This window comes from Sphingomonas sp. PAMC 26621, from assembly GCF_000251145.1.
Classification (GTDB): domain Bacteria; phylum Pseudomonadota; class Alphaproteobacteria; order Sphingomonadales; family Sphingomonadaceae; genus Sphingomonas.
In genome coordinates this window covers 157,031-179,255 of record NZ_AIDW01000004.1, presented here as the reverse complement: position 1 = coordinate 179,255, position 22,225 = coordinate 157,031, and the positions used below count along the sequence as shown (strand labels likewise).

Below are 22,225 nucleotides of genomic sequence, written 5' to 3'. Positions count from 1 at the left end.
GCCAAAGGACTTTTCATGACACATCTTTCGCGGCTGCGCGCCGCCACGGCCATCCTCGTGCCTTTCGCCGGCCTCGTCCTCGCCCCTTCGTCGGCGCTCGCACAGGCAAGTTCGGTCGAAAAGGCCCCCGCCACCCCGATCGCGACGGGCTATCCCGCCGCCGGGTCGGGCGATGGCGCGAACGCCAACGGGTACAATTTGTCGCGCTGGGCCGAGGATTGGCGCGGCATGGCGGACCCGGCGAAGCGCGACGATCCGCTTGACCGGCTCAAGTTCCTGCCGCTCGACTCGAATGGCGACATCTACCTCACGCTGTCGGGTGAAGCGCGGCTGCGAATGAACCACACCACCAACCCCAATCTGCGCGAGAGCAAGGCGCAGCGGCAGGACATTCTACGGATCGTCGGCGGTGCCGACCTGCACGTCGGCTCGCATCTGCGCGGCTATATCGAAGTCGCGCATGGCGGGATTTCGGGCGTCGAGCTCGGCGCGCCCGCCGCGACGCTGCGCAATGACCTCGTGGTCCAGCAGGCGTTCGTCGAGGGTGACGTCGACGTCGGCTCGGTCCAGCTCGGCGCGCGATACGGGCGGCACGAATTTACCGACGGCCCCAACCTGCTCGTCTCGCAACGCGACAACAACACGATCCGCTATACGCTCAACGGCATCCGGCTGTGGGCGAAGGGCAAGACCGTCCGCGCCGACCTGTTCGACCTCAAGCCGACCGCATATGGCGATCTCGGGACCGAGGACGACATCAGCGATCCTGCGCGGCGCTTCTCGGGCGTGTCGCTCGGCTTCGCGTTGCCCAAGACCGCGTTTGGCGGGTCGAGCCTGTTCGTCGACCCGTTCTTCTGGAGGCGCAAGAATTCGGTCGGCGCATGGGGCGGGCGGATCGGCCCGGCGGAGCGCTTCTATGCCGGCGTCCATGCCTATGGCGACGCCGGGCCGCTGACGATCGACTGGACCGTCAACCATCAGTTCGGCACCTATATCGAACAGCGGATCGATGCGTGGCAGTTCTTCGTCGCGCAGACCTACCGCATAGGCAAGGCCAAGACCGCCCCGCGCGTCGGCGTGCATTTCGATTATTCGAGCGGTGGCGGCGGCTATGGCGGGCAGACGCTGCGCAACGCCTATGCGCCGTTCGGGAACAACATCTATTACAGCTACCAATTGTTCCTGACGCCCTCGAACCTCATCACGCTCGCGCCGAACGTGACCGTCTCCCCCGCCAAGTCGCTGCGGGTGACGGCGGAATATGCGCTCAATTGGCGTGCCAACGTCACCGATGCGGTGTATCGCGCCAGCGGTGCCCCGTTTGCCGGGACGCAGAACTTCCGCGCCGCGCGGATTGCCAACGTCTCGCGGTTGCAGGCGGTGTGGGCGGTAACGCCGCGGGTCTCGGTGACCGGGCGCTACGAACATCTCGCCGCCGGGCCGGCGCTCAGGGATGCAGGCTTCAAGAGCTCCGATTTCCTCGCCGGCTGGATCAGCCTGCGCTTCTAAGAAAAGGACCCCCGCCATCGTTCATGCCATCCATGCCGCCGCGCGTGCGCTGCTCGCCGATCCGCTGACCAACAAGGGCACCGCTTTTACCGAGGCGGAGCGCGATGCGTTCGGGCTGCACGGGCTGCTCCCGCCGCACATCGGGACGCTGGAAAGCCAGATCGACCGGCGGACGCGCGCGCTCGACGGGATGGCGGACGATTTCCACCGCTATGCCTTCCTCCGTGAACTCCAGGATTCGAACGAGATCCTGTTCCACGCGCTGGTCCAGCGGGACCTGCCGCGGATGCTCCCGCTGATCTACACGCCGACCGTCGGCGAAGGGTGCGAGCGGTTCAGCGAAATCTGGCACCGCCCGCGCGGGCTGTTCCTGAGCTACCCCAACCAGCACCGGATCGCGGACATCCTCGCGGACCCCGCGTTCGACCGGGTCAAGGTGATCGTGGTCAGCGACGGCGAACGCATCCTCGGGCTCGGTGACCAGGGTGCGGGCGGGATGGGCATCCCGATCGGCAAGCTCGCGCTCTACACCGCGTGCGCGGGGCTGCATCCGGCGGAGGTGCTGCCGATCCTGCTCGACGTCGGGACCGACAATGCCGCGCGGCGCGATGATCCGTTGTATGTCGGCTGGCGGCATGCGCGAGTCCGCGGCGACGAATATGACGCCTTCCTCGAGAGCTTCGTGACCGCGGTCTCCGAACGCTGGCCGAACGTGCTGCTGCAATGGGAGGATTTCGCAGGCCATAACGCGCATCGCCTGCTCGATCGCTATCGCGACCGACTGCTCAGCTTCAACGACGATATCCAGGGCACCGCCGCGACAGCGCTGGGCACGTTGCTGTCCGCGATCCGGCGGACCGGCGGCGCGCTGGCGGACCAGCGGATCGTGCTGTTCGGCGCAGGCGCTGCGGGATGCGGGATCGGCGAACTACTGGTGCGCGCGATGGTCGCCGACGGGCTGAGCGATGCCGAAGCCCGTACACGGATCTGGGCGGTCGATCGCGACGGGCTGGTCGTCGCGGGCATGCCGGGGCTGACCCCGTCGCAGACGGCGCTCGCGCGGCGTGAGACGGACATCCCAATCCCGCTCGACCTGCTCGGCACGGTCGAGCGGATCCGGCCGACCGTGCTGGTCGGCACTTCCGGCCAGAGCGGCGCGTTCGGCGAGGCGGTGGTGCGCGCGATGGCGGCGGGCGTCGAGCATCCGATCCTGTTCCCGCTGTCCAACCCGATCTCGCGCGCCGAGGCACACCCGACCGACCTGTTCAACTGGACCGAAGGCCGCGCGATCGTCGGCACCGGCAGTCCGTTCGGCGTGGCGGGCGTTACGCAGGTTAACAACGTCTTCATCTTCCCCGGCGTCGGGCTCGGCGCGCTCGCGGTGGGTGCGCGGAGCGTGACCGAGGGCATGTTCATGGCCGCCGCGCGCGAACTCGCGACGATGGACGGCGAAGGCGGCACCCTGCTCCCGCCGATCACCCGGTTGCGCGACATCGCGCTGCGCATCGCCACCGCGGTCGCACGGCAGGCAATCGCCGAGGGAGTCGCGCAGCCCGAGTGCCGCGTCATCCAGGAAAGCGACATCGCAGCGACGATGTGGGCAGCGCGCTACGATTGATCCGCGTCGCTGATCGACTGCGTTGGGTGCAGCCGATGCGCCGCGTGCAGCGTTGGCTGCGCTGATGGCTGTATCGATTGCTCTTCGCTGGGTGCGCCGGATCGTGGTGCTCGCCTTCTGTGCCGCGACCGCGCTGGTGCTGTTCGCTGTGTTCCGCCCGCCGCCGCAGGATCTGCCGTGGACTCCGCTCCGGCTCGACCAGCCTGCCGGTCTGTTCACCGGGCGCAAGACCGTCGCGCTCGGGCGCGACGCGACCGCGTGCCGGGCCGTGCTGAAGGACGCCGGCTTGCGCTTCACGGCGGTGACCCCGCGCGGCCCGGAGGCGTGCCGCGTCGGGAACAGCGTCCGGATCGCGCCGCGCCAGGAGATGCTGACGCTCGCACCCGTCGTCGCGACCGCCTGCCCGGTCGCCGCCGGACTGCTGATATGGCAGGCGCAGGTCGTCCAGCCCGCCGCGCAGGGCCTGCTGGGCACGACAGTGGCGCGGATCGAGCATTTCGGGAGCTATGCGTGCCGCCGGATGTACGGCCGGTCCGAGGGCAATTGGAGCGAGCATTCGACCGGCAATGCGATCGACATCAGCGCGTTCGTGCTCGCGGACGGGCGGCGCGTGTCGGTGCTGCGCGACTGGTCGAAGGGCGATGCGCCCGGGCGCTTCCTCCACGCGGTGCGCGACGGCGGGTGCCCGCTGTTCGCGACGGTCCTGTCGCCCGACTATAACGCCGCGCACCGCGACCACCTCCATCTCGACCAGGCGGATCGCGGCGACATGGGCTGGCGCGCCTGTCGCTGAGCGGGGGGCGTCCAGCCCGCGCCCCCTTGCGCGGGATCGTTCACACGCTAAGCCCTGCGGCGGACGAAGGGCCTGGCACGCGCCTTATTGTGAACACCCGACGGACGCAGGAGACCTGATGCATTTCAGAGCGTTGCCTCAATCCGCAGGACGTATCGCACGGCAGCTTGGTTTGGCCGCGGCCCCGCTCGTCGCGCTGGCCGCGCCCGTCGCCGCGTCCGCCGCCTCCTCCTCGTTCGATCTGGCAGGCCCCAACGTCGTCGTTTCGGTGCGCCACGGGACGGTGACGCTCCCGCTGGAAGCGGTTCCCAATCTCGTCGAGGGCGACGTCGTCTCGATCAAGCTCGACCTGCCGCCCGAGCAGACCGAGGGCTTCCGGATCGTCGCGGGCTTCCTGCGCGGCGCGATCGACCGGCCTTCGAAGGACTGGTTCCACGAGGCACACAGCCGCAAGGGCAAGAGCCCGGACTTCTCGCTGACCGTCCCCAAGGGCGCGCAGCAGATGGCGCTGCTCGTCATCCCCGAAAGCGGCGGCGGCGCGGATGCGGTGATCAGCACCGTTCGCAAGCGCCCCGGCGCGTTCGTCCGCGCGGTGCAGGAGCTCAACCAGGCAACGCTCGACCGCGCCCGGCTCGACGCGTTCTTGCGCGAGACGTTGAAGGCCGAACGACAGAACCCCGAAAGCGTCTCCGCCGCGTCGCAGGTGCTGACGCGCAGCCTCGCGATCAAGCTCAAGGCGGAATGCCTCCAGCAACCCGCCGAACTCCAGGCGGCCTGCCTGACCGGCGACCGCGAGACGCTGTTGCTCGCAGATACGCACAGCTCGGCGCTCGCCTCGACGCTCGCGGGCGCGCCGACCGACCTCGCGTTCCAGCTCAGCGCGACCCCGCAGGCGGGCTATGGCTCGTACAGCTCGTACATTGGCGTGGTGCGCGACATGTTCCGCCTGCTCGGCGCGTTCCAGTCGACGCAACTGCAGTTCATCCCCGCGCTGGCGCAGATCGGCAACGGCCGCGCGACATTGTTGCTCAACACGCCGCTGTCCTTCGCCAAGCCGACCTCGGTGATGGTCGTCGCGATGCCCGCGATCGAGGCGCCCAAGCCGCCGCCGCTGCGCCCCTCGACCCCCGACATCGCCTTGTGCGCTGCACCCGGGCTGGTGTTGCCGGTGGAAGGCGCACCGCTGATCTACGCCACGCAGTTCGCGCGCGACATGGCGCTGCGCTTGAAGCGCCCGGACGGGACGCTGGTCGACGTGCCGGTCCATGCCGATGCGCGGCGCGGCGGCTATGTCCTAGATGCCGCCCTGCCCGCGGGGCCGTTCGGGGGGGCGATCCCCGCGCAGCTCCACGGCATCTGGGGGTTCGCGCCGTTCGAGGGGCCGAGCTTCGCGCTGTCCAACCCCGCGCTCAATGCGTGGAAGACCGCCGAGGGCACTTCGCTGGTGGTCGGCCGCCCGAACGACGTCGAGATCCTCGGCGGGGGCGCGGGCTGCGTGACGCAGGTGTCGCTCCGGCGTGGCGACGGTGCGGCGAAGCCGGTGACGTGGAAACAGGCGGGCACGCGCGGGATCGTCGCGACGCTGCCACTCGACAAGACCGCGCCCGGTGCGGTGTCGGTCGTGATCGAGGGGGCTGCCGGGACGACGCCCGCGGTGATCACGCTGTCCGCGTTGCAGGAGGCAGGGAGCGTCGACGACCTCACCTTCCACGCCGGCGACGACGAGGCGGTGCTGACCGGCGCGCGGCTCGACCAGGTCAAGGCGATGACGATCGGGCCGCTTGCCTTCCACCCGGGTGGGCTGACGCGAGTCGACAATCAGGACCGGCTGACGCTGCTCGCGGACGATTCCGCCAAGGCGCAGACGATCGGCGCGGGGACGAGCCTGACCGCCGAGGTCACGTTCAGCGCGGGGCGGCGCAAGACCGTGCCTGTCACGGTCGGCGGACGCCGGACCGGGGCGACGCTGGTGCGGATCGCGGGACAGGTCCCCGCGCATGACGGCATCGTGCCGATCACGCTGAGCAACCCCGACGTGTTCGCGCAGGACGCGCGGATCAGCTTCGCCTTCCACAAGGACGGCATGGAACCGCTCGACGGGCAGGAAAGGATCGAAATCGCGACGGCCGACGGGCGCGCGACGGGGACGATCAAGGCGGGCAAGGGCTATGACCTGCAGGATGCAACGACCGGGATCGTCGCGTTCGCGCCGACCGAGACGCTCGGCACGCTTGCTTATGGCCCGGTTCGCTTCCGCATCTGGCATGACGATGCGCCGTCGAACTGGACCGCGCTCGCGACGATCGTGCGCCTGCCCGACATCCGTTCGGTGACCTGCCCCGCGCGCGACAAGTGCCAGGTCGCGGGCGACCGGCTGTTCCTCATCAAGGCGATCGGCGCGAGCGAACAGGCCGATACGTTACAGGCGATTCCGGATGGTTTCGTCAATCCGCGGATCACGACGACAGCGGCGCGCGACGGGCGGATCTTCCTGCAGTTGCGCGACGCGCCGACGGTGTTCGCGAGTGTGACGGCGGGGAAGTAGCGGGGTCGCAACGCAGCGCGTTCCTTCCAGCAGGCGCTTCCCCGGCGAAGGCCGGGCCCAGCAGTGATGGCCGAGGTAACGTAACGCAGTCGCTCGCAATCTCCCGTCTGGCTATTGGGCCCCGGCCTTCGCCGGGGAGGCACACGGGAGGATTGCAATCCTGTCAGCCGTACCGGATCGCCACGAGGCTCGTATTGTCGCTCCCGTCGCGCGCGAGTGCGTTCGCGATCAGCGTATCGGCCAGTGCATCGAGCGACCCGGCCGCCAGCAGATCGCCATCATGCAGCGAGCGCGACAGGCCGTCCGAGCAGAGCAGCAGCAGATCGCCGGGCAGCAACTTCACCACCACCGTCGCCACGTCGAGCGCAAGCGCGACGCCGAGCGCGCGCGTTACGACATTCGCGCGTGGGTGTCGCACCGCCGCCTCGACGCTGAGCAAGCCCGCGTCGATCAGGTCCTGCACGAAACTATGGTCGTGCGTCAGTTGCCGTACCGCCCCGCCGCGCACCAGATACGCGCGGCTGTCCCCCACCCAGGCGATCGTCGCGGTCGCGTCGGGCGCGATCTGCGCGGCGACGACGGTCGACCCGGCATCACTCCCGAGCGCGCCGTTGCGCGCGACGATCGCGGCGTTGGCGGCGTGGATCGCGCCGATCAGCGCTGGTGCATCGGGCGCATCCCCGCCCGCCACCATCGCGCGCAACGCGGTGACGATCGTCTGCGCGGCGATGTCCCCGCCGGCGTGGCCGCCCATCCCGTCGGCGACCCCCCACAGGCCATGATCGGGGCAATCGAACACGCGATCCTCGTTGATCGCACGGACTCGCCCGACGTGCGACCGTGCGACCGACTGCCCCATGAACGCGCCACCCGCAACGCGCGAGGCTACGGCGGGCATCATGCCGGCTCCGCGGGCGACGGGCTGTTCGACTGCGCCTCGGCCGAGTCATAGGCCGCGACGAACGCGCGCTCGAGCGACCCGCCGCTGCCCTGGTCGAGCTGCCCGGTCAGATCGCCATGCCGCCGCGCGACTTCCTCGGCCTGCAAGGCGGTGCGGCTCTTGAGCATCGACGCGCGCGGCGCGACCGCCGCGTCGAGCGCGACGGGATCGAACGTGTCGATCGCCGCGCGCAGGCTGCCGTGGAGCCCCGCGAAGGTCGCGATCAGATGGCGTTTGACGTCGCGGAACGACACCTGCAGCGCCGCCGGCCCCGACAGGAAATTGCCCGATCCCGCCAGCAGCAGGTCGATCGCGAGCCGCTGCGTCGGCGCCCATTTGAACGGATTGTTGTTGGCCCCGCCGATCGTCGTACGCGACAGCTTGTACTGGCCGCGCGCGCGGTCACGCTCCGCCATCAGGTCGCCGACGCCGAGCACCATCTGCCGGTACACCGCGCCCGCGCGGCGCATGATCTCGGCCGGATCCTCGCTCGAAAGCAGCGAGGCGTCGAGCCCGGCCCCCTCACAAAACGCCTCGAGCAGCGATTCCCCGCCGAACCCGGCGAAGGACGCGCCGTCGCTCCAGTCGTCGGGCACCGCGACCGACGAGCCGAGCGGCGGGGTCAGCACCATCGTCCGTGCGGCGTCGACCGGATCGTCGCCGTGCGGCGCGCGGCTTGCCTTGAGGCGAAACCGCCCGAAGCGGATCGTCGACGGGATCTCCACCGCGACGTCGGTGGCGTCGGGAAAGCGCCTGCCGGTCGTATCGTCATACACCCCGTTCGCGCCGAGCGCGCGCAGCCGCAGTTCGTCCGCGACCACCGCCAGCTCGCAGTGCGACCGCGACAGTTCGCAATCAGGATCGGCGATCGTCCAGTCCGCCGCGCTGTCGCGTCCGATCCGGATCAGGCCGTCGCGCATCAGCCGCGCGTCGATCGGCTGGAGTTCGTTCGCGGCATCGAACAGTTGCAGCATGTACATCGGGCAGCGTCCCTTCAGGCAGCGCGTCTGGCGGGGGCGACGCGCGTCGCGAGCATCGCCGCCTCGCCTTCGTCCTCGCCCGACAGGCGCGGTTCGATCGCGGCGGCGGTGCGGTTGAACGCCTCGAACACCGCGCCGAATTCATCGCCACGCCGGTCCGAGATGCGCAGTGCGAACGACGCGCTCGCCGCATCGTCGAGCGCCTTGCGCAGCCGGCCAAGCGGGCGCGCGACCATCGCGCCGCTGAGATAGCCGACCAGCAGCACCGCGAGCATCACCACCGCGCTCAACAGCAGCAGCGACGTACGCGCGCCCGCAAGCGCAGCGTCGAGCCCGGTGCGCCGCACGACGAGATCGACCGTCCCGAACCGCGCGCCGGCATAGACGATCGGGTGGACGAAGCGGATCCCCGCCCCGCGCCCGCTGTCCGCGACGCCGCTGACCTGTGAATCGCCCGCGCGTTCCATCACCGGCTCGCCCGAGGCGGGGCGATAGCGCTGGCCGACCAGCTTCGCGTCGCCTGCCGCACGGATCGTCCCGCCGCTGTCGGTGACGATCAGGTCACGGATTGCGGGGTCGCGGCTCGCGGTGACCGCGAACGCCTGGAGTGCAGACCAGTCCTGCTCGCCCGCCGCAAGTCCGGCATTCTCGGCCGCAAGCACCGCGGCATTGTTGGTGACGAACGACGCGATCGACCCGCCCGAGGTGATCGCCATATGTTCGAGCGTGCCGCGCTCACGCGCCATGGTCGTCGTCGTGCACGCCACCAGCGCCGCTGCGGTGACGAGTGACAGCGCGAGCGGCAGCTTGATCCGCAACGACAGGCCGCGCCTGCCGACCGGCTTGTCGGCATGCGCCGCAAGCTCCTGCGCGAGCGCGCGTTCGAGCGCCTCGCCGGTCGCGAACCGCTGTTCGGGCTTCTTCGCGAGCAGCTTGTCGATCACGAAGCGCAGCCCCGGTGGGCAATCGCCGACGTTGCGGTCGATCGGCTCGACCTTCTCCTGCGCGATCTGGATCGCGAGCGTCGCGAGCGCAGTGCCCGGGAAGGCGACCTTTCCCGTCACCATCTCGTACAGCACGACGCCGAGCGAAAACAGGTCGGAGCGCTGATCGACCGGCAGCCCGAGCGCCTGCTCGGGGCTCATATAGCGCGGCGTGCCGATCAGCTGGCCGACCTGCGTCCGGCCGAGCTGCGCATCGGCGGCGAGCGGATCGAGCTCGCCGATCCGCGCGACGCCGAAATCGAGCAGCTTGGCGGTCCTGCCGTCCGACGACAGCAGGATGTTGGAGGGCTTGATGTCGCGGTGGACGACGCCCGCGCGATGCGCATAGGCAAGCGCACTCGCAAGCTGCTGGCCGATCGCGAGGACACGTTCGTACGGCATCCGCCCCTGCGCCTGGAGCGCGACGTCGAGCGGCTGGCCGTCGACCAGTTCCATCGCGATATAGGCAACCCCGTCGGTCTCGCCGACGTCATAGATCGTCGCGATGTTGGCGTGGGAGAGCGCCCCCGCCGCGCGCGCCTCGCGCAGGAAGCGCGCGCCGATCTCGCGGTCGCGCGCGAAATCGGGCTTGAGCACCTTGATCGCGACCTGCCGGTCGATCTCAGGATCATGCGCGCGATACACCTCGGCCATCGCGCCTTCGCCGAGGCAATCGTCGATCCGGTAGCGGCCGAGCCTGTTCATCGCCGTGCCTTCACGGTCGCCGCGATCCGCTCGGCGCGCGCACGATCGCGTGCGATCATCGGGTTCGCCGGGTCGAGCGCGGACGCGCGCCGCAGCAACGCGACCGCGCGTGCGACATTCCCCTGGTTGAGCGCGGCAAGCCCGGCCGCACGGAGCGGTCGCGCGGCGGCGGGGTTGGTAGCGAGCGCAGCGGCGGCGGGGGCAACCGGCCGCGCCGGGGTCGGCCTGGCGCGGGGACCGGCGCGGCTCGGCGCGGGATCGGCGCGACGGACCGGTTCGGGCCGGGGCGCCTCGCCGGGAATCTTCAGGCTCTGCCCCGCGGTCAGCGCAAACGGCGCGGTCAGCGCGTTGTAGCGCGCGAGCTGGTAGGCCTTGAGCCGGTTGCCGAGCAATTTATCCGCAAGCGACACGATCGTGTCCCCCGCCTGCACCGCGTACGGATGGTTTTGCGGGCCAAGCAATTCGACGGGATCGCGATCGAGCGAATCCTGCAGCAGCCGCGCGGTCGGGTTCATCGGGTCGCGCTTGAGCAGCACCTTGAGGCGCTTGACCGCGGTCGCGGTATCGCCGCGCAGCATCAGGTCGAAGATCGCGTCCGCCTCGGCACTCGCGCTCACCGCGACCGGCGGCGCGGTATCCGCGCGTGGGCGCGCCGGCCCGCCCGAACAGGCGGCGAGCGTCGCCATTCCGGCGAGGACACACCCCAGCTTCCATCGACCGATCGTCATCACGCGCTTACCTTCTCGCCCTGTGCCTGAACCCCATCGCCCAGCGACAGCAGCGCGCCGAGGCTGCGCGTGTCGCGGACGAACCCTGCGAACCGCTCGGGATCGAGCGGTCGGCTGAAATAATACCCCTGGAAATGCTGGCAGCCGTGTCGGCGCAGCCACGCATATTCGGCCTGCCGCTCGACCCCTTCGGCCAGCACCTTGATGCCAAGCCCGCGCCCGAGCGCGAGGATGCTCTGGCAGATCGCCTGGCTGTCGCGGCGGCTATCGATCCCGGTGACGAATTCGCGGTCGATCTTGATCTTGTCGAACGCGAGCGCGCGGAGCGAACTGAACCCCGAATAGCCCGTCCCGAAATCGTCGACCGCGAGCTTTACGCCCATGCTGCGCAATTGCTGGAAGATCCGGCGGCAATGGTCGGCATCGTTGGTCGCGACGCTTTCGGTCAGCTCGATCTCGAGCGCCGCGGGCAAGACCCGGTGGCGCCTGAGCGTGCGCTCGACCAGGATCGGCAGGTCGTCGCGTTCGAGCTGCAACCCCGAGACGTTGACCGCGACTCGCAAGTCGCGCAGCCCCTGCGCCTGCCAGTCGGCGACGCCGCGCACCGCCGTATTGAGCACCCACGCACCGATCTCGCTCGCCAGCCCCATCGCTTCCATCACCGGCACGAACCGCGTCGGCGACACCGTGCCGCGATCGGCGCTGGTCCAGCGCAACAGTGCCTCCGCACCGACCACCCGCCCCTGGACCGCATCGATCAACGGCTGATATTCGAGCCGCATCTCGCGCCGCGTGATCGCCTGCCGCAGATCCTGCTCGAGCCCGTAGCGATCGCGCGCGAGTTCGGCATGATCGACCGTCACGCCCGTCGCCGCCTCCGCCCCGCGCGACAGCGCGAAGGAGGCGAGCGTCCGCGCGAGGAACGCACCCGCATTCAGCCCCTCGGCATGATCGAAGGTGGCAAGCCGGAGATGCACTTGCGGGACGATCTCGCGGTCCTCGTCGATGACCGCTTCACCCAGGGCGTAGGAAATCGCGTCGAGCTCGGCCCGCGCCTCGGCTTCGGCGACCTGTTCGCCGAACCAGAGCCCGACATGCCCGCGATCGACCTGCGCGAGAAAGCGCGTCGGCGGCACCATCTTGCGCAGCCGCGCGACCGACGCCGCGAACACGCGCTCGCCGAGCGCGGGGTCGAACGCGGTCAACCGCTCGAAATCTTCGAACGCGATCGCGCCCAGGATCCCGCGCTGGTCCGCCGCCATCTGCGCAAGCAACGCCTCGCGCATCGGCAGGCCGCTGACCGGGTGCGCGGGCGACAGGCGGTAATCGACCGTCGCCAGCCGGTCGCCGAGCGCGGCGATCCCGTCCTCGAGCGTCGCGGAGTCGCTGTCCACTGCCGCCTGCACCTGATCGAGCGCGCGCGCGACGGTGCGCTGCAACCGCCACGTCCAGGAGAGCAGCAGCGTGGCGGTGATGCCGAACAAGACGGTCGCGGCGGTCCGCGGCGCGACCGAGGACGCGGCGACCAGGATTCCCACCGCAAGCGCGACGGTCACCAGGATCACGGTCGGGGCCGTGCGGAAGGATGCGATACGCTGCACAGGTCGCGATACCGCATCAAAGGATACGAGTCGGTTAATCGAAATGCGTCCCGATCAACGTCTTGTAGCGGGTTGTTCGCGAGTTTGGGCGTTCCCGCGGGTGTTTTTCGGGGTCTGGACAGCCAGGCGGCAAGCCCGGTATCGCCGCGCAGATGAGCATTACCGCAACGATCATGAACACGGCCACCGGCCAGCCCATCCAGAAAATGGTTTTCGGCCGGATGCCCAAGCCGTGGGTGTCCTTCAATCTCGAGACCGGCGAGCTCGTCACCGCCGACCGCGTCGAAGTCGGCAAGCCTGCGCCGGGCAAGTTCGCGGTGCCGGTGGCGGTGTGGGTCACGCCCAAGGGCTGATTCGCGCACCGGTCATGGCATCAGGACGCATCTCGCGGTAAGGGCCGGCGATGTTGCGCATTACCGAACTGGCCCTTCCGCTCCATCATCCCGATGAGGCGCTCCCCGCTGCGATCTGCAAGCGGCTCAAGATCAGCCCACGCGACCTGATCCGCTTCAAGATCGCGCGCCGTGCGCATGATGCGCGCGACAAGCTGGCGATCCTGCTGGTTTATTCGCTCGACGTCGCAGTGAAGAACGAGGCGACCGTGCTCGCCAAGTTCCGCAAGGACCGCACCGTCGGCACCACCCCCGACACGCGCTACAAGTTCACCGCGCAGGCACCCGCCACCCCGAGCGAGATCCGCCCGGTCGTAATCGGCGCGGGGCCATGCGGGCTGTTCGCCGGGTTGATCCTCGCGCAGATGGGGTTCCGCCCGATCATCCTCGATCGCGGCAAGGTCGTGCGCGAACGGACCAAGGACACCTGGGGGCTGTGGCGCAAGAGCGTGCTCAACCCCGAATCGAACGTCCAGTTCGGCGAGGGGGGTGCTGGCACCTTTTCCGACGGCAAGCTCTACAGCCGGATCAAGGATGCGCGACACCTCGACCGCAAGGTGCTGACCGAGTTCGTCAAGGCGGGTGCGCCCGCGGAAATCCTGACCGAGGCGCATCCGCACATCGGCACGTTCCGGCTCGTCACGATGGTCGAGAGCATGCGCGAAAGCGTCGAGGCGCTCGGCGGCGAATATCGCTTCCAGCAGCGCGTCGAGGGGATCGACATCGAGACGCGCGGCGACGGCACGCGGCATGTGCGCGGGCTCCACATCCACGACGGCAGCTATCTGCGCGCGGACCATGTCGTGCTCGCGATCGGGCACAGCGCGCGCGATACCTTCGCGATGCTTCATGAGGCGGGGGTCTATGTCGAGGCCAAGCCCTTCTCGCTCGGGGTGCGGATCGAGCATCCGCAATCGTGGATCGACACCGCGCGCTTCGGGCCGAGTGCTGGCAACCCGATCCTCGGCGCGGCGGATTACAGCCTGTCGCATCACTGCAAGAACGGGCGGACGGTTTACAGTTTCTGCATGTGCCCGGGCGGCACCGTCGTCGCCGCGACCTCCGAGGAAGGGCGCGTCGCGACCAACGGCATGAGCCAATATTCGCGCAACGAGCGCAACGCCAATTCGGGGCTGGTCGTGGGCATCGACCCCGAACGCGACTATCCGGGCGACCCGCTCGCGGGGATCGCATTCCAGCGGCACTGGGAATCGCTCGCCTATGTCGCGGGCGGATCGAGCTACAAGGCCCCCGCGCAGCGATTGGGCGACCTGCTCGAGGGCAAGCCGTCTTCCGCGCTGGGGCAAGTCGTCCCGTCCTATCGCCCCGGCGTGACGATGGGCGACCTGTCCGAATGCCTCCCCGAATTCGCGATCACCGCGATGCGCGAGGCGCTCCCGGTGTTCGGGCGGCAGATCCCGGGATACGACCACCCCGACGTGCTGCTGACCGGGGTCGAGACGCGCACCTCCTCACCGGTCCGCTTCAAGCGCGGCGACGATCTGCAAAGCCTCAACACACGCGGACTGTATCCGGCGGGCGAGGGGGCAGGCTATGCGGGCGGGATCCTGTCGGCAGCGGTCGACGGGATCAAGATCGCCGAAGCGGTCGCCGCGAGCCTGACGCAGACCGCGGTGCCGCTACCGGAGTGAACCGATCGCGTCCTTTTATGTTGTGCACTGCAACATCGATGGAGATTACGCATGGCCAGTGCGGCAAAGCCTTTCACCGCCGAACGTGCGATCCTGCTCCTCGGCTGGATCGCGACCGCGACCGCGGTGATGATGTACGTCTCGTACCTCTCGCAGATCCAGCTCAACCTCACCGGGCACAAGGGCTCGATGGTTCAGCCGCTCGCGACCGCGGTCAACTGCACCCTGTGGGTTGCCTACGGGCTGCTCAAGCCGCAGCGCGACTGGCCGGTCGCGCTGGCGAACGCGCCCGGTGTCGTGCTCGGCGCGATCACCTTCGCGACGGCGTTATGACCCCGCGACCACCCCGGGCACGGCGGCGGTTATTTGCGCGGTAGAAGCTGCCACACCTTGATCCGCCCGGTCGGATGCGGCGTGCCGTCGAGCCGGACCGCGCGTATGATCGAGACCGGGCGACGCAGCGTCTCGCCCTTCATCGGCCCCTCGCCGCCCTGACTGGTGGGCATCGCGAGAATCCGGCGGACGACGTCCATCCCTGCGACGACTCGCCCGAACACCGCGTAACCGGGCGAGCCCGGACGCGCGTCCATGTTGGGGAACGGTCCCGACATCAGCGAGAAATTGGCGGTTCCCGAATCCAGCGCGTCGTAGCGCGCCATCGAGATCACGCCGTCGACATGCCGCAGCCCGGTCCTGCTGGTCGGCTCGAGCGGCAGGGTGCCGAGCCGGCGGCGCGCATCGGTCCCGATCCCGCCCTCGATGAAGCCGAGTCCGGGCTTGCCCGGCCGCCGCGAGGCGCGGAAGAAGGCTGTGCCGTCGAGCCGCTGGTCATCGACATAGGCGAGGAAGTTGGTCGCGGTCCGGGGCGCATGCCGCGTATCGAGCGCGACCGTGATCGGCCCGGCCGACGTCTCCAGCCGCACCCGCACCAGCGGCGGTTCGGCAGGTGCCGCCCCCGTCAGCAGCGCAAGCGCCATCAGTCCCAGTAAACGCCGCATGCAGTGCTTCTCCGATCACCCGTCCCGTCCCCTAGGGGCAGTCGCGATGAAACGGAACATTTCCCCGGCAAACGGGGCCTGTGGCATGCCGAGCCGAGCCGAGCCGACGGCGGCGCGAGCGCGTGGCGGCGTCGGTTGCGCAAGGGCGGTTGCGCCGGAGCAGCCGCTAGCTTCTCCCCCGATTGCGACCGGCGGGCATGCGGCGCGTCTATAACGATCCAACGCCTGGCCGATGGGAGAAGCGCGTGCCGCCAGTTGCCGCCGTATCGTTCCTGTCCGCTCCGACCGCAACGCCGCTCGCCGCGGAGCCTGTGGGGGGCGACGGGTTTCAGGCCGCCCTCGCCGCAACCACAACCGAAAGCCCCGTCGCGAGCGGGTTGGCCGGAATTGTGCCGGCACCCGCACCCACCCCGAACACGCCCGGGCCAGTTGCAGCCGCGCCTGCCCTTCCCGCCGACACCTCATCGATCCGTCTTGGGCCAGACTCCCGTCACTCCACGTCGACGCCCATGCCATCCGATACGGTCGTGGCGCAGCCCGCGGCGGACGGCGCGATGCCCGTGCAAGCTGCGGGCGCCGGTCCGCAGCCCGCGAAGGCCCCACCCCGTCCAGATGCCACGACAGCGCCTGCGGGCCTCCCGAGCGCCGTCGGCGCGATATCCCCCCCGGGGTCGGCGGACGCGGTCGCGCGTCTTGCTGCGACCCCGCCAGCGCCGACGCGAACGCTCGCCAGGATCCCGAGCCGTTTCGCAACGCCTGACAAGGCGGTCTCGGCAGGGGACCCGACCGTGTTGCAAGCGGCGGGGGTGCCCGCCCTTTCTCCGGTCGCTTCTACCATACCGCCGGTCATGCCGGCGGGGGTCGTCGCGACTCAGGCACCGATCGCAACCAGCCAGTTGAGCGCCACGGCCTCTTCCGAAGCGCCGGCGGCCAATGGCACAGGGTCCGCGAAAGGGGCATCAACCACCGCGAACGGGCCGAGCCTTGCCGAAACGCCGACGCCCCCCGCGACGGCTGCGGCAGACGCCTCCGCTACATCCGGGCCAGCGGTCCTTCCGGCACCGCTCCCGGATGAAACGCGGCATGCGGTCGAAACGCCGTTACCCAATGCCGCGCTGCCGCCCGCACCGCTCTTGTCCCAGCAGCCCGCCACCGCCGCCCGCGCCGTTCCTGCCGGGCAGCGCGCGATCGATGCGGGATCGGCGCGCGCGGCGATGATCGGGCGGGATGTCGGGCTCGCGATCGCGCGCCACGTCGATCGCGGCGGTGCGAGCACCGTCACGATCCGGCTCGACCCGGTCGAACTGGGGCGAGTCGAGGTGCGGCTGCAGATCGATCCTGCGGGCAAGCTCCTCGCCGCGATCGCCGCGGATCAGCCGGCCGCGCTCGACCTGTTGCGCCGCGACTCCGCGATGCTCGCGCAGACCCTGTCGCAGGCCGGAGTCCAAGCCGACGTCGGCAGCTTCAGCTTCGATACGCGCTCGGGCGGCGGCGGGCGGGGCGGGACATTCCCGGCTCCCGCCCGGAACCCGGTCGACACCGCGGACGACCCCCCATCCGGACCGCAAACCCCTAAGCCCGGCACGTTGCACGCCAGCGGCCGCATCAATCTCGTTGCCTGAGGACCACCCGCATGACCTCGATCACCGCCCCCGCCACGGCCGCTTCCGCCGTCGCTCCGGCGTCCGCCACGTCCGGCGCGCTGGCGAAACTGAGCAGCGACTCGAACACCTTCCTCAAGCTGCTGACGACGCAGATGCAGAACCAGGATCCGCTCAAGCCGATGGATACCTCCGAATACACGCAGCAGCTCGTCCAATTCTCGCAGGTCGAGCAGTCGATCCAGCAGAACCAATCGCTGAAGAACATCCTCGCCAAACTGTCGTCCAACGACCTGTCGAACGCCGCCGCGCTGATCGGCAAGACCGCCAGCTTCGACAGCAGCATCGCCGGACTTCAGCCGACCGGTGGCAGCAGTTGGCGCTACACGCTCGACCGCCCCGCGCAGTCGCTCGTCGCGACCGTCAGCGACGCCGCGGGCAACACGGTCACGACACGCGCGGTCGATCCGGCAGGCGGCCGCTTCGACTGGGACGGGACCGACGATCAGGGCAAACGCGCTGCTCCCGGAACCTACACGCTGTCGCTTGCCGCGGTCGATGCGGGCGGATCGACCGTCCCCGCCAAGATCGCCGCGCAGGGCATGGTCGCCGAAGTCTCGGTCGATCAAGGGCAACTGACATTGCTGGCAAACGGACAAAGATATGGCGCCGCAAGCTTGCTTCAGCTCGGAAGCAATATGGCGAACCAGTAGCAATTCAGATATTGATGCTTCTCTGCCAAATTTTGAGATACTACTGACGCTGTTTCGTAGAATTAATTATACCGAAAAACTGCCATACACCTTCGATTGAGGCTATACGGCGCTTATGTTTACCAATTGTCACTCCATATAATTTAGAGATGTGACGGTAATCTTTATATTACATCCATACCGGATGAAATAACGCCGCAGGAAATTGAAAAGTCCATCGTGTTGCGGCGCGTCACCAAGAACATGACTGCTGGCTGGTGGGGCACGGGCCTTTTTGTAAAATCCGAAATGGTTTCAACGATCATCCCAATTAACGACATAACGTATTGGTATGGGGTATAGTGTTTAAACAATAAATTAACGAGACAGATCATAGGCAGAGGCCTGCTTGGGGTATAAGCAATGCCGTTTTCTCGAACCATCCCGAAAAATGATCAGCCGCTGGTCGTCGCCAAGATCCTGCACTTCCGGCGGCAGGCTCCGTGGATGTACGCCTTGCTGTCGATCAACGCGGCTGCGCTTGCTTACAGCCACATCGGCTACGCCCCGCGGATTCTTACGCATGCTATCCCGGCGATGCTGGTCCTGCTTGCGCTCTGGCGGGTCATTGCCTGGGTTCTTCCTCCGGGTGCGGCCATGCTGACGGAAGCGGGCGCGGCGCGGAAAATCCGCCAGACCACAGTGCTCGGCGCTTTCTTCGCGATCGCCTTCGTTACCTGGGCCTTGTGTCTCGCGCGCTATGGCGGGCCGTACCAACAGGGGCACGTCGTCGTCTTCATCGGGACGACGGTGCTGGGTTGTCTGTTTTGCCTGACTCACCTTCCCGCCGCGGCAACCGCGGTCGGGGTGCTCGTGAACGTCCCCTTCCTCCTGTACTCCGCGCTCAACGGCAACACCGTCTTCACCGCGGTCGCGCTCAACATCGCGCTCGTCACGGCGGTTTTTCTGATCGTGCTGAGAGACGCGCATCAGATCTTCGAAAACCTGGTGGCATCGCGCAATGCGCTGGTCGCGGAACGCCAGCAGGCGCAACGGCTGAGCGACGAGAATCGCGCGCTTGCGCATACCGATTCGCTGACCGGCCTGCCCAACCGCCGCTATTTCTTCGGCGCGCTCGAAACGTTGCTGGCGTCGCGCCAGGGTGCCGCGTCACCCGTGCCGCCCGCGCCGTTTTGCGTCGGCGTGCTCGATCTCGACCGGTTCAAGGCGATCAACGACACCTACGGCCATGTCTGCGGCGATCGCCTGCTCGGCGCGATCGGCGCGCGGCTCGCCGCCGATACGCACGCGCCGATGACCGTCGCCCGGCTTGGCGGGGACGAATTCGGCGTCCTGTACGACGGCCCCCCGGAGCAGGCCGAGCCTGCGATCCGCCACCTGTGCGAATCGATCCACCGCCCGATCGCGATCGACGGGCTGGAGGTCACGCTCGGCTGTTCCGCCGGGATCGCGGTCTACCCCGAGGCGGGAACCACCGCGCATGCTCTGTTCGACCGGTCGGATTATGCGCTGTACCACGTCAAGGCGCACCAGCGCGGCGGCTGCGCGGTGTTCTCGCACGAACAGGAGGCGCTGATCCGGGTCGAGCAGCGCGTCGAGGCGGCGCTTCAGGTCGCCTGCCTCGAGCGGGAACTGGAGGTCCATTTCCAGCCGATCTTCGACACGCGGACGATGACGGTGAGCAGCGTCGAGGCGCTGGCGCGGTGGAAGTCGCCGGTCTTGGGCGAAGTCCCGCCCGAAACGATGATCGCCGCGGCGGAACGGCTCGGGATCATCAACGCGGTCACGCTGACGCTGTTCGCGCGTGCGCTCGAAAGCCTGGCGGTGTTGCCCGACCCGATCTCGCTGTCGTTCAACCTGTCCGCGCAGGACCTGATGTCGCGTACGACGATGCGCGAGATCGTCCGGATGATCCTGGCGACCAACATCTCTCCCAAGCGGATCATCTTCGAAGTCACCGAGACATCGCTCGTCACCGACATGGCCACCGCGCGCGAGGCGCTCGAGCGCGTGCGCAGCGTCGGCGTACGGACCGCGCTCGACGATTTCGGGACTGGCTATTCCAGCCTAGGGTCGCTCCAGGAACTGCCGCTCGACATCCTCAAGATCGACCGCACCTTCGTCAACGGCATGGCGACGGGAACCGGGCGCAGCATGGTCGCGGCGATCCGCAACCTCGCGCAATCGCTGTCGCTCGATTGCACGATGGAAGGGATCGAGACGGAGAGCCAGTTGATCGAGGTCTCGCTGGCCGGCTATCGCTACGCCCAGGGGTATCTGCTCGGCCGCCCGATGCCGATCGACGCGCTGCTGATGACGCTGCGCGACCATCATGTGCAACTGCCCGATCCCGCCCCGCGGAGCCTGAGCGCAGTTCGGATCGGCTGACCGGTCGCGGTGCGCATTACGTAGAGACGTCCGCGCCCATCGCCGTCATCCCCACCCGCATGCCACGGAACCGATCGTCGGCAGCGTGGATCATGCCGGGCCGTGCGCGACCCGCAAGGGGAGACCGGACGTGCCGTTCAAGACCATGATGGTGCATGTCGCCGCGAGCGACGGCAATGCCGCGCTGCTCGCGCTCACCGCAGCGCTGGCCGCGCAACAGGACGCCCGCGTCATCGGTATCGCGGCATGCGAGCCCGTGCAGATCGGTTATGTCGACGGCGATTTCACAGGCGCGCTCGCGGTGGCCGAGCAGCAGATCGTCGATGATACGCTGACGGCCGCTGGTGTCGAGTTTCGCGCCTGCGCGGCGCTGCAGCCCTACGTTTTGGAATGGCGCGCGATCGCGACGCTCGAACCGATCGCGCATGTTGTCGCGACCGCGGCACGTTGTGCCGATCTCGTCATCACGGGACTGTCGACCGGCGCGCTCGACACGTCGCGCCGTGCCGATACCGGCGAACTGGTGATCCACGCGGGCCGCCCGGTGCTGGTGATCCCGCCGCGCGCGGTGTCCGCTGCGTTCGAGACGGTACTGGTGGCATGGAACGACACGCCCGAATGTCGTCGCGCGACCAGCGATGCGCTGCCATTCCTGGCGCGCGCGGACCGCGTGATCCTGGCCGGAGTCGGCAGCGATCTGGACGCAGCGCGCGCGCAGATCACCGATGTGGTCGCGTGGCTGCACCGGCATGGGATCGACGCCGACATCATCGTCACGCACGCACCTTCGGGCAACGCCCAGGCGCTCGCCAGGATTGCCGAGGACCATGTGGTCGACCTCATCGTCGCCGGTGCCTATGGGCACAACCGCCTCGCCGAATGGGCGTTCGGCGGCGTGACGCGCGCGCTGTTGCTCGAGGGAAACCATTGTGCGCTGCTCGCGCACTGAGCGGAAGGCGTCCCGATGAACCGACGGCAGCTGCTGATCGGCGGCAGTGCGGCGGCGGTGGCGGTCGGTGGTGCGACCTGGGCCGGGGTGGATCAGCTGGGGTCGATGACTCGCTACGTCGCCGCGGTGGCGGAATCGCGCGCGGCGCTCTCGGCCAACCCCGGGTTCGCCGAGCTCGTTCGGTTCGCGACGCTCGCCCCCAACGGGCACAATACGCAACCCTGGCGCTTCCGCATCACGCCCGGCGGCATCGGCATCCTCCCCGATTTCACGCGGCGCACGCCCGTGGTCGATCCGGACGATCATCACCTCTGGGTCAGCCTGGGCTGCGCGGTGGAGAACCTCGCGCTCGCGGCGGCGGCGACCGGTCATGTCGGCGAACCGCGATACGCGGTCGCCGAGACCGGGGCGATCGAGCTTGCGCTGCGGCCCGGTCGCGCCGTCGACAGCGCGCTGTTCGCCGCGATCCCGCAGCGCCAGTCGACCCGCGGCGATTATGACGGCAGCCCGCTCGAGACGGCCGACCTCCACCGGCTCGCGGTGGCGGCCGAAGTGCCGGGGGTCGAGACGGTCCTGATCACCGACCGCGCGGCGATCACGCGTGTCCGCGATCTCGTGATCGTGGGCAACAGCGCGCAGATGGGAGACGCGGCGTTCGTGCGCGAACTCAAGCTGTGGCTGCGGTTCAACCCGCACGATGCGCTGAGGACGCGCGACGGGCTGTTCAGCGTTGCAAGCGGGAGCCCGGCGGTACCGTCGTTCGCGGGGCCGTGGCTGTTCGACCGGATGATGACCGCCACGTCGGAACATGCGCGGTATGCCCGCCAGCTCGATACGTCGAGCGGCGTCGCGGTGTTCGTCGGCGCGGCGGCGACCCCGGACCATTGGGTCGCGGTCGGGCGCGCGTGCCAGCGCTTCGCGTTGCAGGCGACCGTGCTCGGGCTCAAATGCGCGTTCGTCAACCAGCCGGTCGAGGTGGCGGGTCTTCGCCCCGAGCTCGCGGCGCTGGTGGGAATGGCGGGACAGCGGCCTGATCTGGTGCTGCGGTTCGGGCGCGGCGCGGCGTTGCCCTATTCGGCGCGGTGGCCGGTTGCGGCGGTGCTGGCATAAGCGGCGCGCGCCAGCCGCCG

General features: G+C 68.8%; 18 protein-coding genes. 12 read left to right on the top strand and 6 right to left on the bottom strand.

Features of this window, described 5'->3' with window-relative positions; translation table 11 throughout:
- Window positions 1-15 precede the first annotated feature (15 nt).
- The 4 genes from RI03_RS02140 (at window position 16) to RI03_RS02125 (ending at window position 6,465) form a co-directional block, all read left to right on the top strand.
- Complete coding sequence (locus RI03_RS02140) at window positions 16-1,509, top strand: alginate export family protein (protein ID WP_010214862.1); 1,494 nt, start codon at window positions 16-18, stop codon at window positions 1,507-1,509.
- The gene (locus tag RI03_RS02135) at window positions 1,454-3,127 is read left to right on the top strand and encodes an NAD-dependent malic enzyme (protein WP_010214861.1); all 1,674 of its coding nucleotides are present in this window, start codon (window positions 1,454-1,456) and stop codon (window positions 3,125-3,127) included. Before RI03_RS02140 ends, RI03_RS02135 begins: the two co-directional genes overlap by 56 nt.
- Window positions 3,128-3,191: 64 nt before the next feature.
- Window positions 3,192-3,920, top strand: coding sequence for an extensin family protein (locus RI03_RS02130; RefSeq protein WP_051007224.1), 729 nt, complete (start codon window positions 3,192-3,194; stop codon window positions 3,918-3,920).
- A 172-nt stretch (window positions 3,921-4,092) separates the two neighbouring features.
- Window positions 4,093-6,465, top strand: a complete 2,373-nt coding sequence (locus RI03_RS02125) for a hypothetical protein (RefSeq protein WP_010214859.1) — start codon at window positions 4,093-4,095, stop codon at window positions 6,463-6,465.
- Between the two features lie 163 nt (window positions 6,466-6,628).
- Here RI03_RS02125 and RI03_RS02120 read toward each other — a convergent pair whose 3' ends face one another.
- Genes RI03_RS02120 through RI03_RS02100 form a run of 5 tightly spaced genes read right to left on the bottom strand, consistent with a single transcriptional unit; the run spans window position 6,629 to window position 12,402 of the window.
- On the bottom strand, window positions 6,629-7,366 hold the full coding sequence (locus RI03_RS02120; protein ID WP_010214858.1) for a PP2C family protein-serine/threonine phosphatase: 738 nt from the start codon (window positions 7,364-7,366) through the stop codon (window positions 6,629-6,631).
- A complete protein-coding gene (locus tag RI03_RS02115; RefSeq protein ID WP_010214855.1) occupies window positions 7,363-8,385 on the bottom strand; it encodes a type VI secretion system-associated FHA domain protein in 1,023 nt (340 codons plus the stop codon). Before RI03_RS02115 ends, RI03_RS02120 begins: the two co-directional genes overlap by 4 nt.
- Before the next feature lie 14 nt (window positions 8,386-8,399).
- On the bottom strand, window positions 8,400-10,073 hold the full coding sequence (locus RI03_RS02110) for a serine/threonine-protein kinase (protein ID WP_010214853.1): 1,674 nt from the start codon (window positions 10,071-10,073) through the stop codon (window positions 8,400-8,402).
- Complete coding sequence (locus RI03_RS02105; protein WP_010214851.1) at window positions 10,070-10,801, bottom strand: LysM peptidoglycan-binding domain-containing protein; 732 nt, start codon at window positions 10,799-10,801, stop codon at window positions 10,070-10,072. Before RI03_RS02105 ends, RI03_RS02110 begins: the two co-directional genes overlap by 4 nt.
- Window positions 10,801-12,402 (bottom strand): putative bifunctional diguanylate cyclase/phosphodiesterase, encoded by a 1,602-nt coding sequence (locus RI03_RS02100; RefSeq protein WP_010214850.1) that lies wholly within the window; start codon window positions 12,400-12,402, stop codon window positions 10,801-10,803. The genes RI03_RS02105 and RI03_RS02100 overlap by 1 nt, the downstream gene beginning before the upstream one ends.
- 152 nt (window positions 12,403-12,554) lie before the next feature.
- Here RI03_RS02100 and RI03_RS02095 point away from each other — a divergent pair, with 152 nt between their 5' ends.
- Genes RI03_RS02095 through RI03_RS02085 form a run of 3 tightly spaced genes read left to right on the top strand, consistent with a single transcriptional unit; the run spans window position 12,555 to window position 14,779 of the window.
- Window positions 12,555-12,755 (top strand): hypothetical protein, encoded by a 201-nt coding sequence (locus tag RI03_RS02095; RefSeq protein WP_010214848.1) that lies wholly within the window; start codon window positions 12,555-12,557, stop codon window positions 12,753-12,755.
- A 50-nt stretch (window positions 12,756-12,805) separates the two neighbouring features.
- Window positions 12,806-14,446, top strand: coding sequence for an NAD(P)/FAD-dependent oxidoreductase (locus tag RI03_RS02090; RefSeq protein ID WP_010214846.1), 1,641 nt, complete (start codon window positions 12,806-12,808; stop codon window positions 14,444-14,446).
- Between the two features lie 51 nt (window positions 14,447-14,497).
- On the top strand, window positions 14,498-14,779 hold the full coding sequence (locus RI03_RS02085; protein ID WP_010214845.1) for a SemiSWEET family transporter: 282 nt from the start codon (window positions 14,498-14,500) through the stop codon (window positions 14,777-14,779).
- 29 nt (window positions 14,780-14,808) lie between these two features.
- On the opposite strand, the gene RI03_RS02080 is transcribed toward RI03_RS02085, so the two are convergent.
- The gene (locus RI03_RS02080) at window positions 14,809-15,423 is read right to left on the bottom strand and encodes a peptidylprolyl isomerase (RefSeq protein ID WP_010214843.1); all 615 of its coding nucleotides are present in this window, start codon (window positions 15,421-15,423) and stop codon (window positions 14,809-14,811) included.
- A gap of 530 nt (window positions 15,424-15,953) precedes the next feature.
- Here RI03_RS02080 and RI03_RS23385 point away from each other — a divergent pair.
- The 5 genes from RI03_RS23385 to RI03_RS02050 all read left to right on the top strand — a co-directional run bounded on the left by RI03_RS23385 (window position 15,954) and on the right by RI03_RS02050 (window position 22,205).
- Window positions 15,954-17,066: a flagellar hook-length control protein FliK gene (locus RI03_RS23385; RefSeq protein WP_170318331.1), complete on the top strand. Its 1,113-nt coding sequence runs from the start codon at window positions 15,954-15,956 to the stop codon at window positions 17,064-17,066.
- An 11-nt stretch (window positions 17,067-17,077) separates the two neighbouring features.
- Window positions 17,078-17,758, top strand: a complete 681-nt coding sequence (locus tag RI03_RS02065; RefSeq protein WP_010214840.1) for a flagellar hook assembly protein FlgD — start codon at window positions 17,078-17,080, stop codon at window positions 17,756-17,758.
- A gap of 402 nt (window positions 17,759-18,160) precedes the next feature.
- Window positions 18,161-20,146, top strand: a complete 1,986-nt coding sequence (locus RI03_RS02060; protein WP_010214838.1) for a putative bifunctional diguanylate cyclase/phosphodiesterase — start codon at window positions 18,161-18,163, stop codon at window positions 20,144-20,146.
- A gap of 130 nt (window positions 20,147-20,276) precedes the next feature.
- Complete coding sequence (locus tag RI03_RS02055; RefSeq protein ID WP_238542197.1) at window positions 20,277-21,095, top strand: universal stress protein; 819 nt, start codon at window positions 20,277-20,279, stop codon at window positions 21,093-21,095.
- Between the two features lie 15 nt (window positions 21,096-21,110).
- The gene (locus tag RI03_RS02050; RefSeq protein ID WP_010214835.1) at window positions 21,111-22,205 is read left to right on the top strand and encodes an Acg family FMN-binding oxidoreductase; all 1,095 of its coding nucleotides are present in this window, start codon (window positions 21,111-21,113) and stop codon (window positions 22,203-22,205) included.
- Window positions 22,206-22,225: the final 20 nt, after the last annotated feature.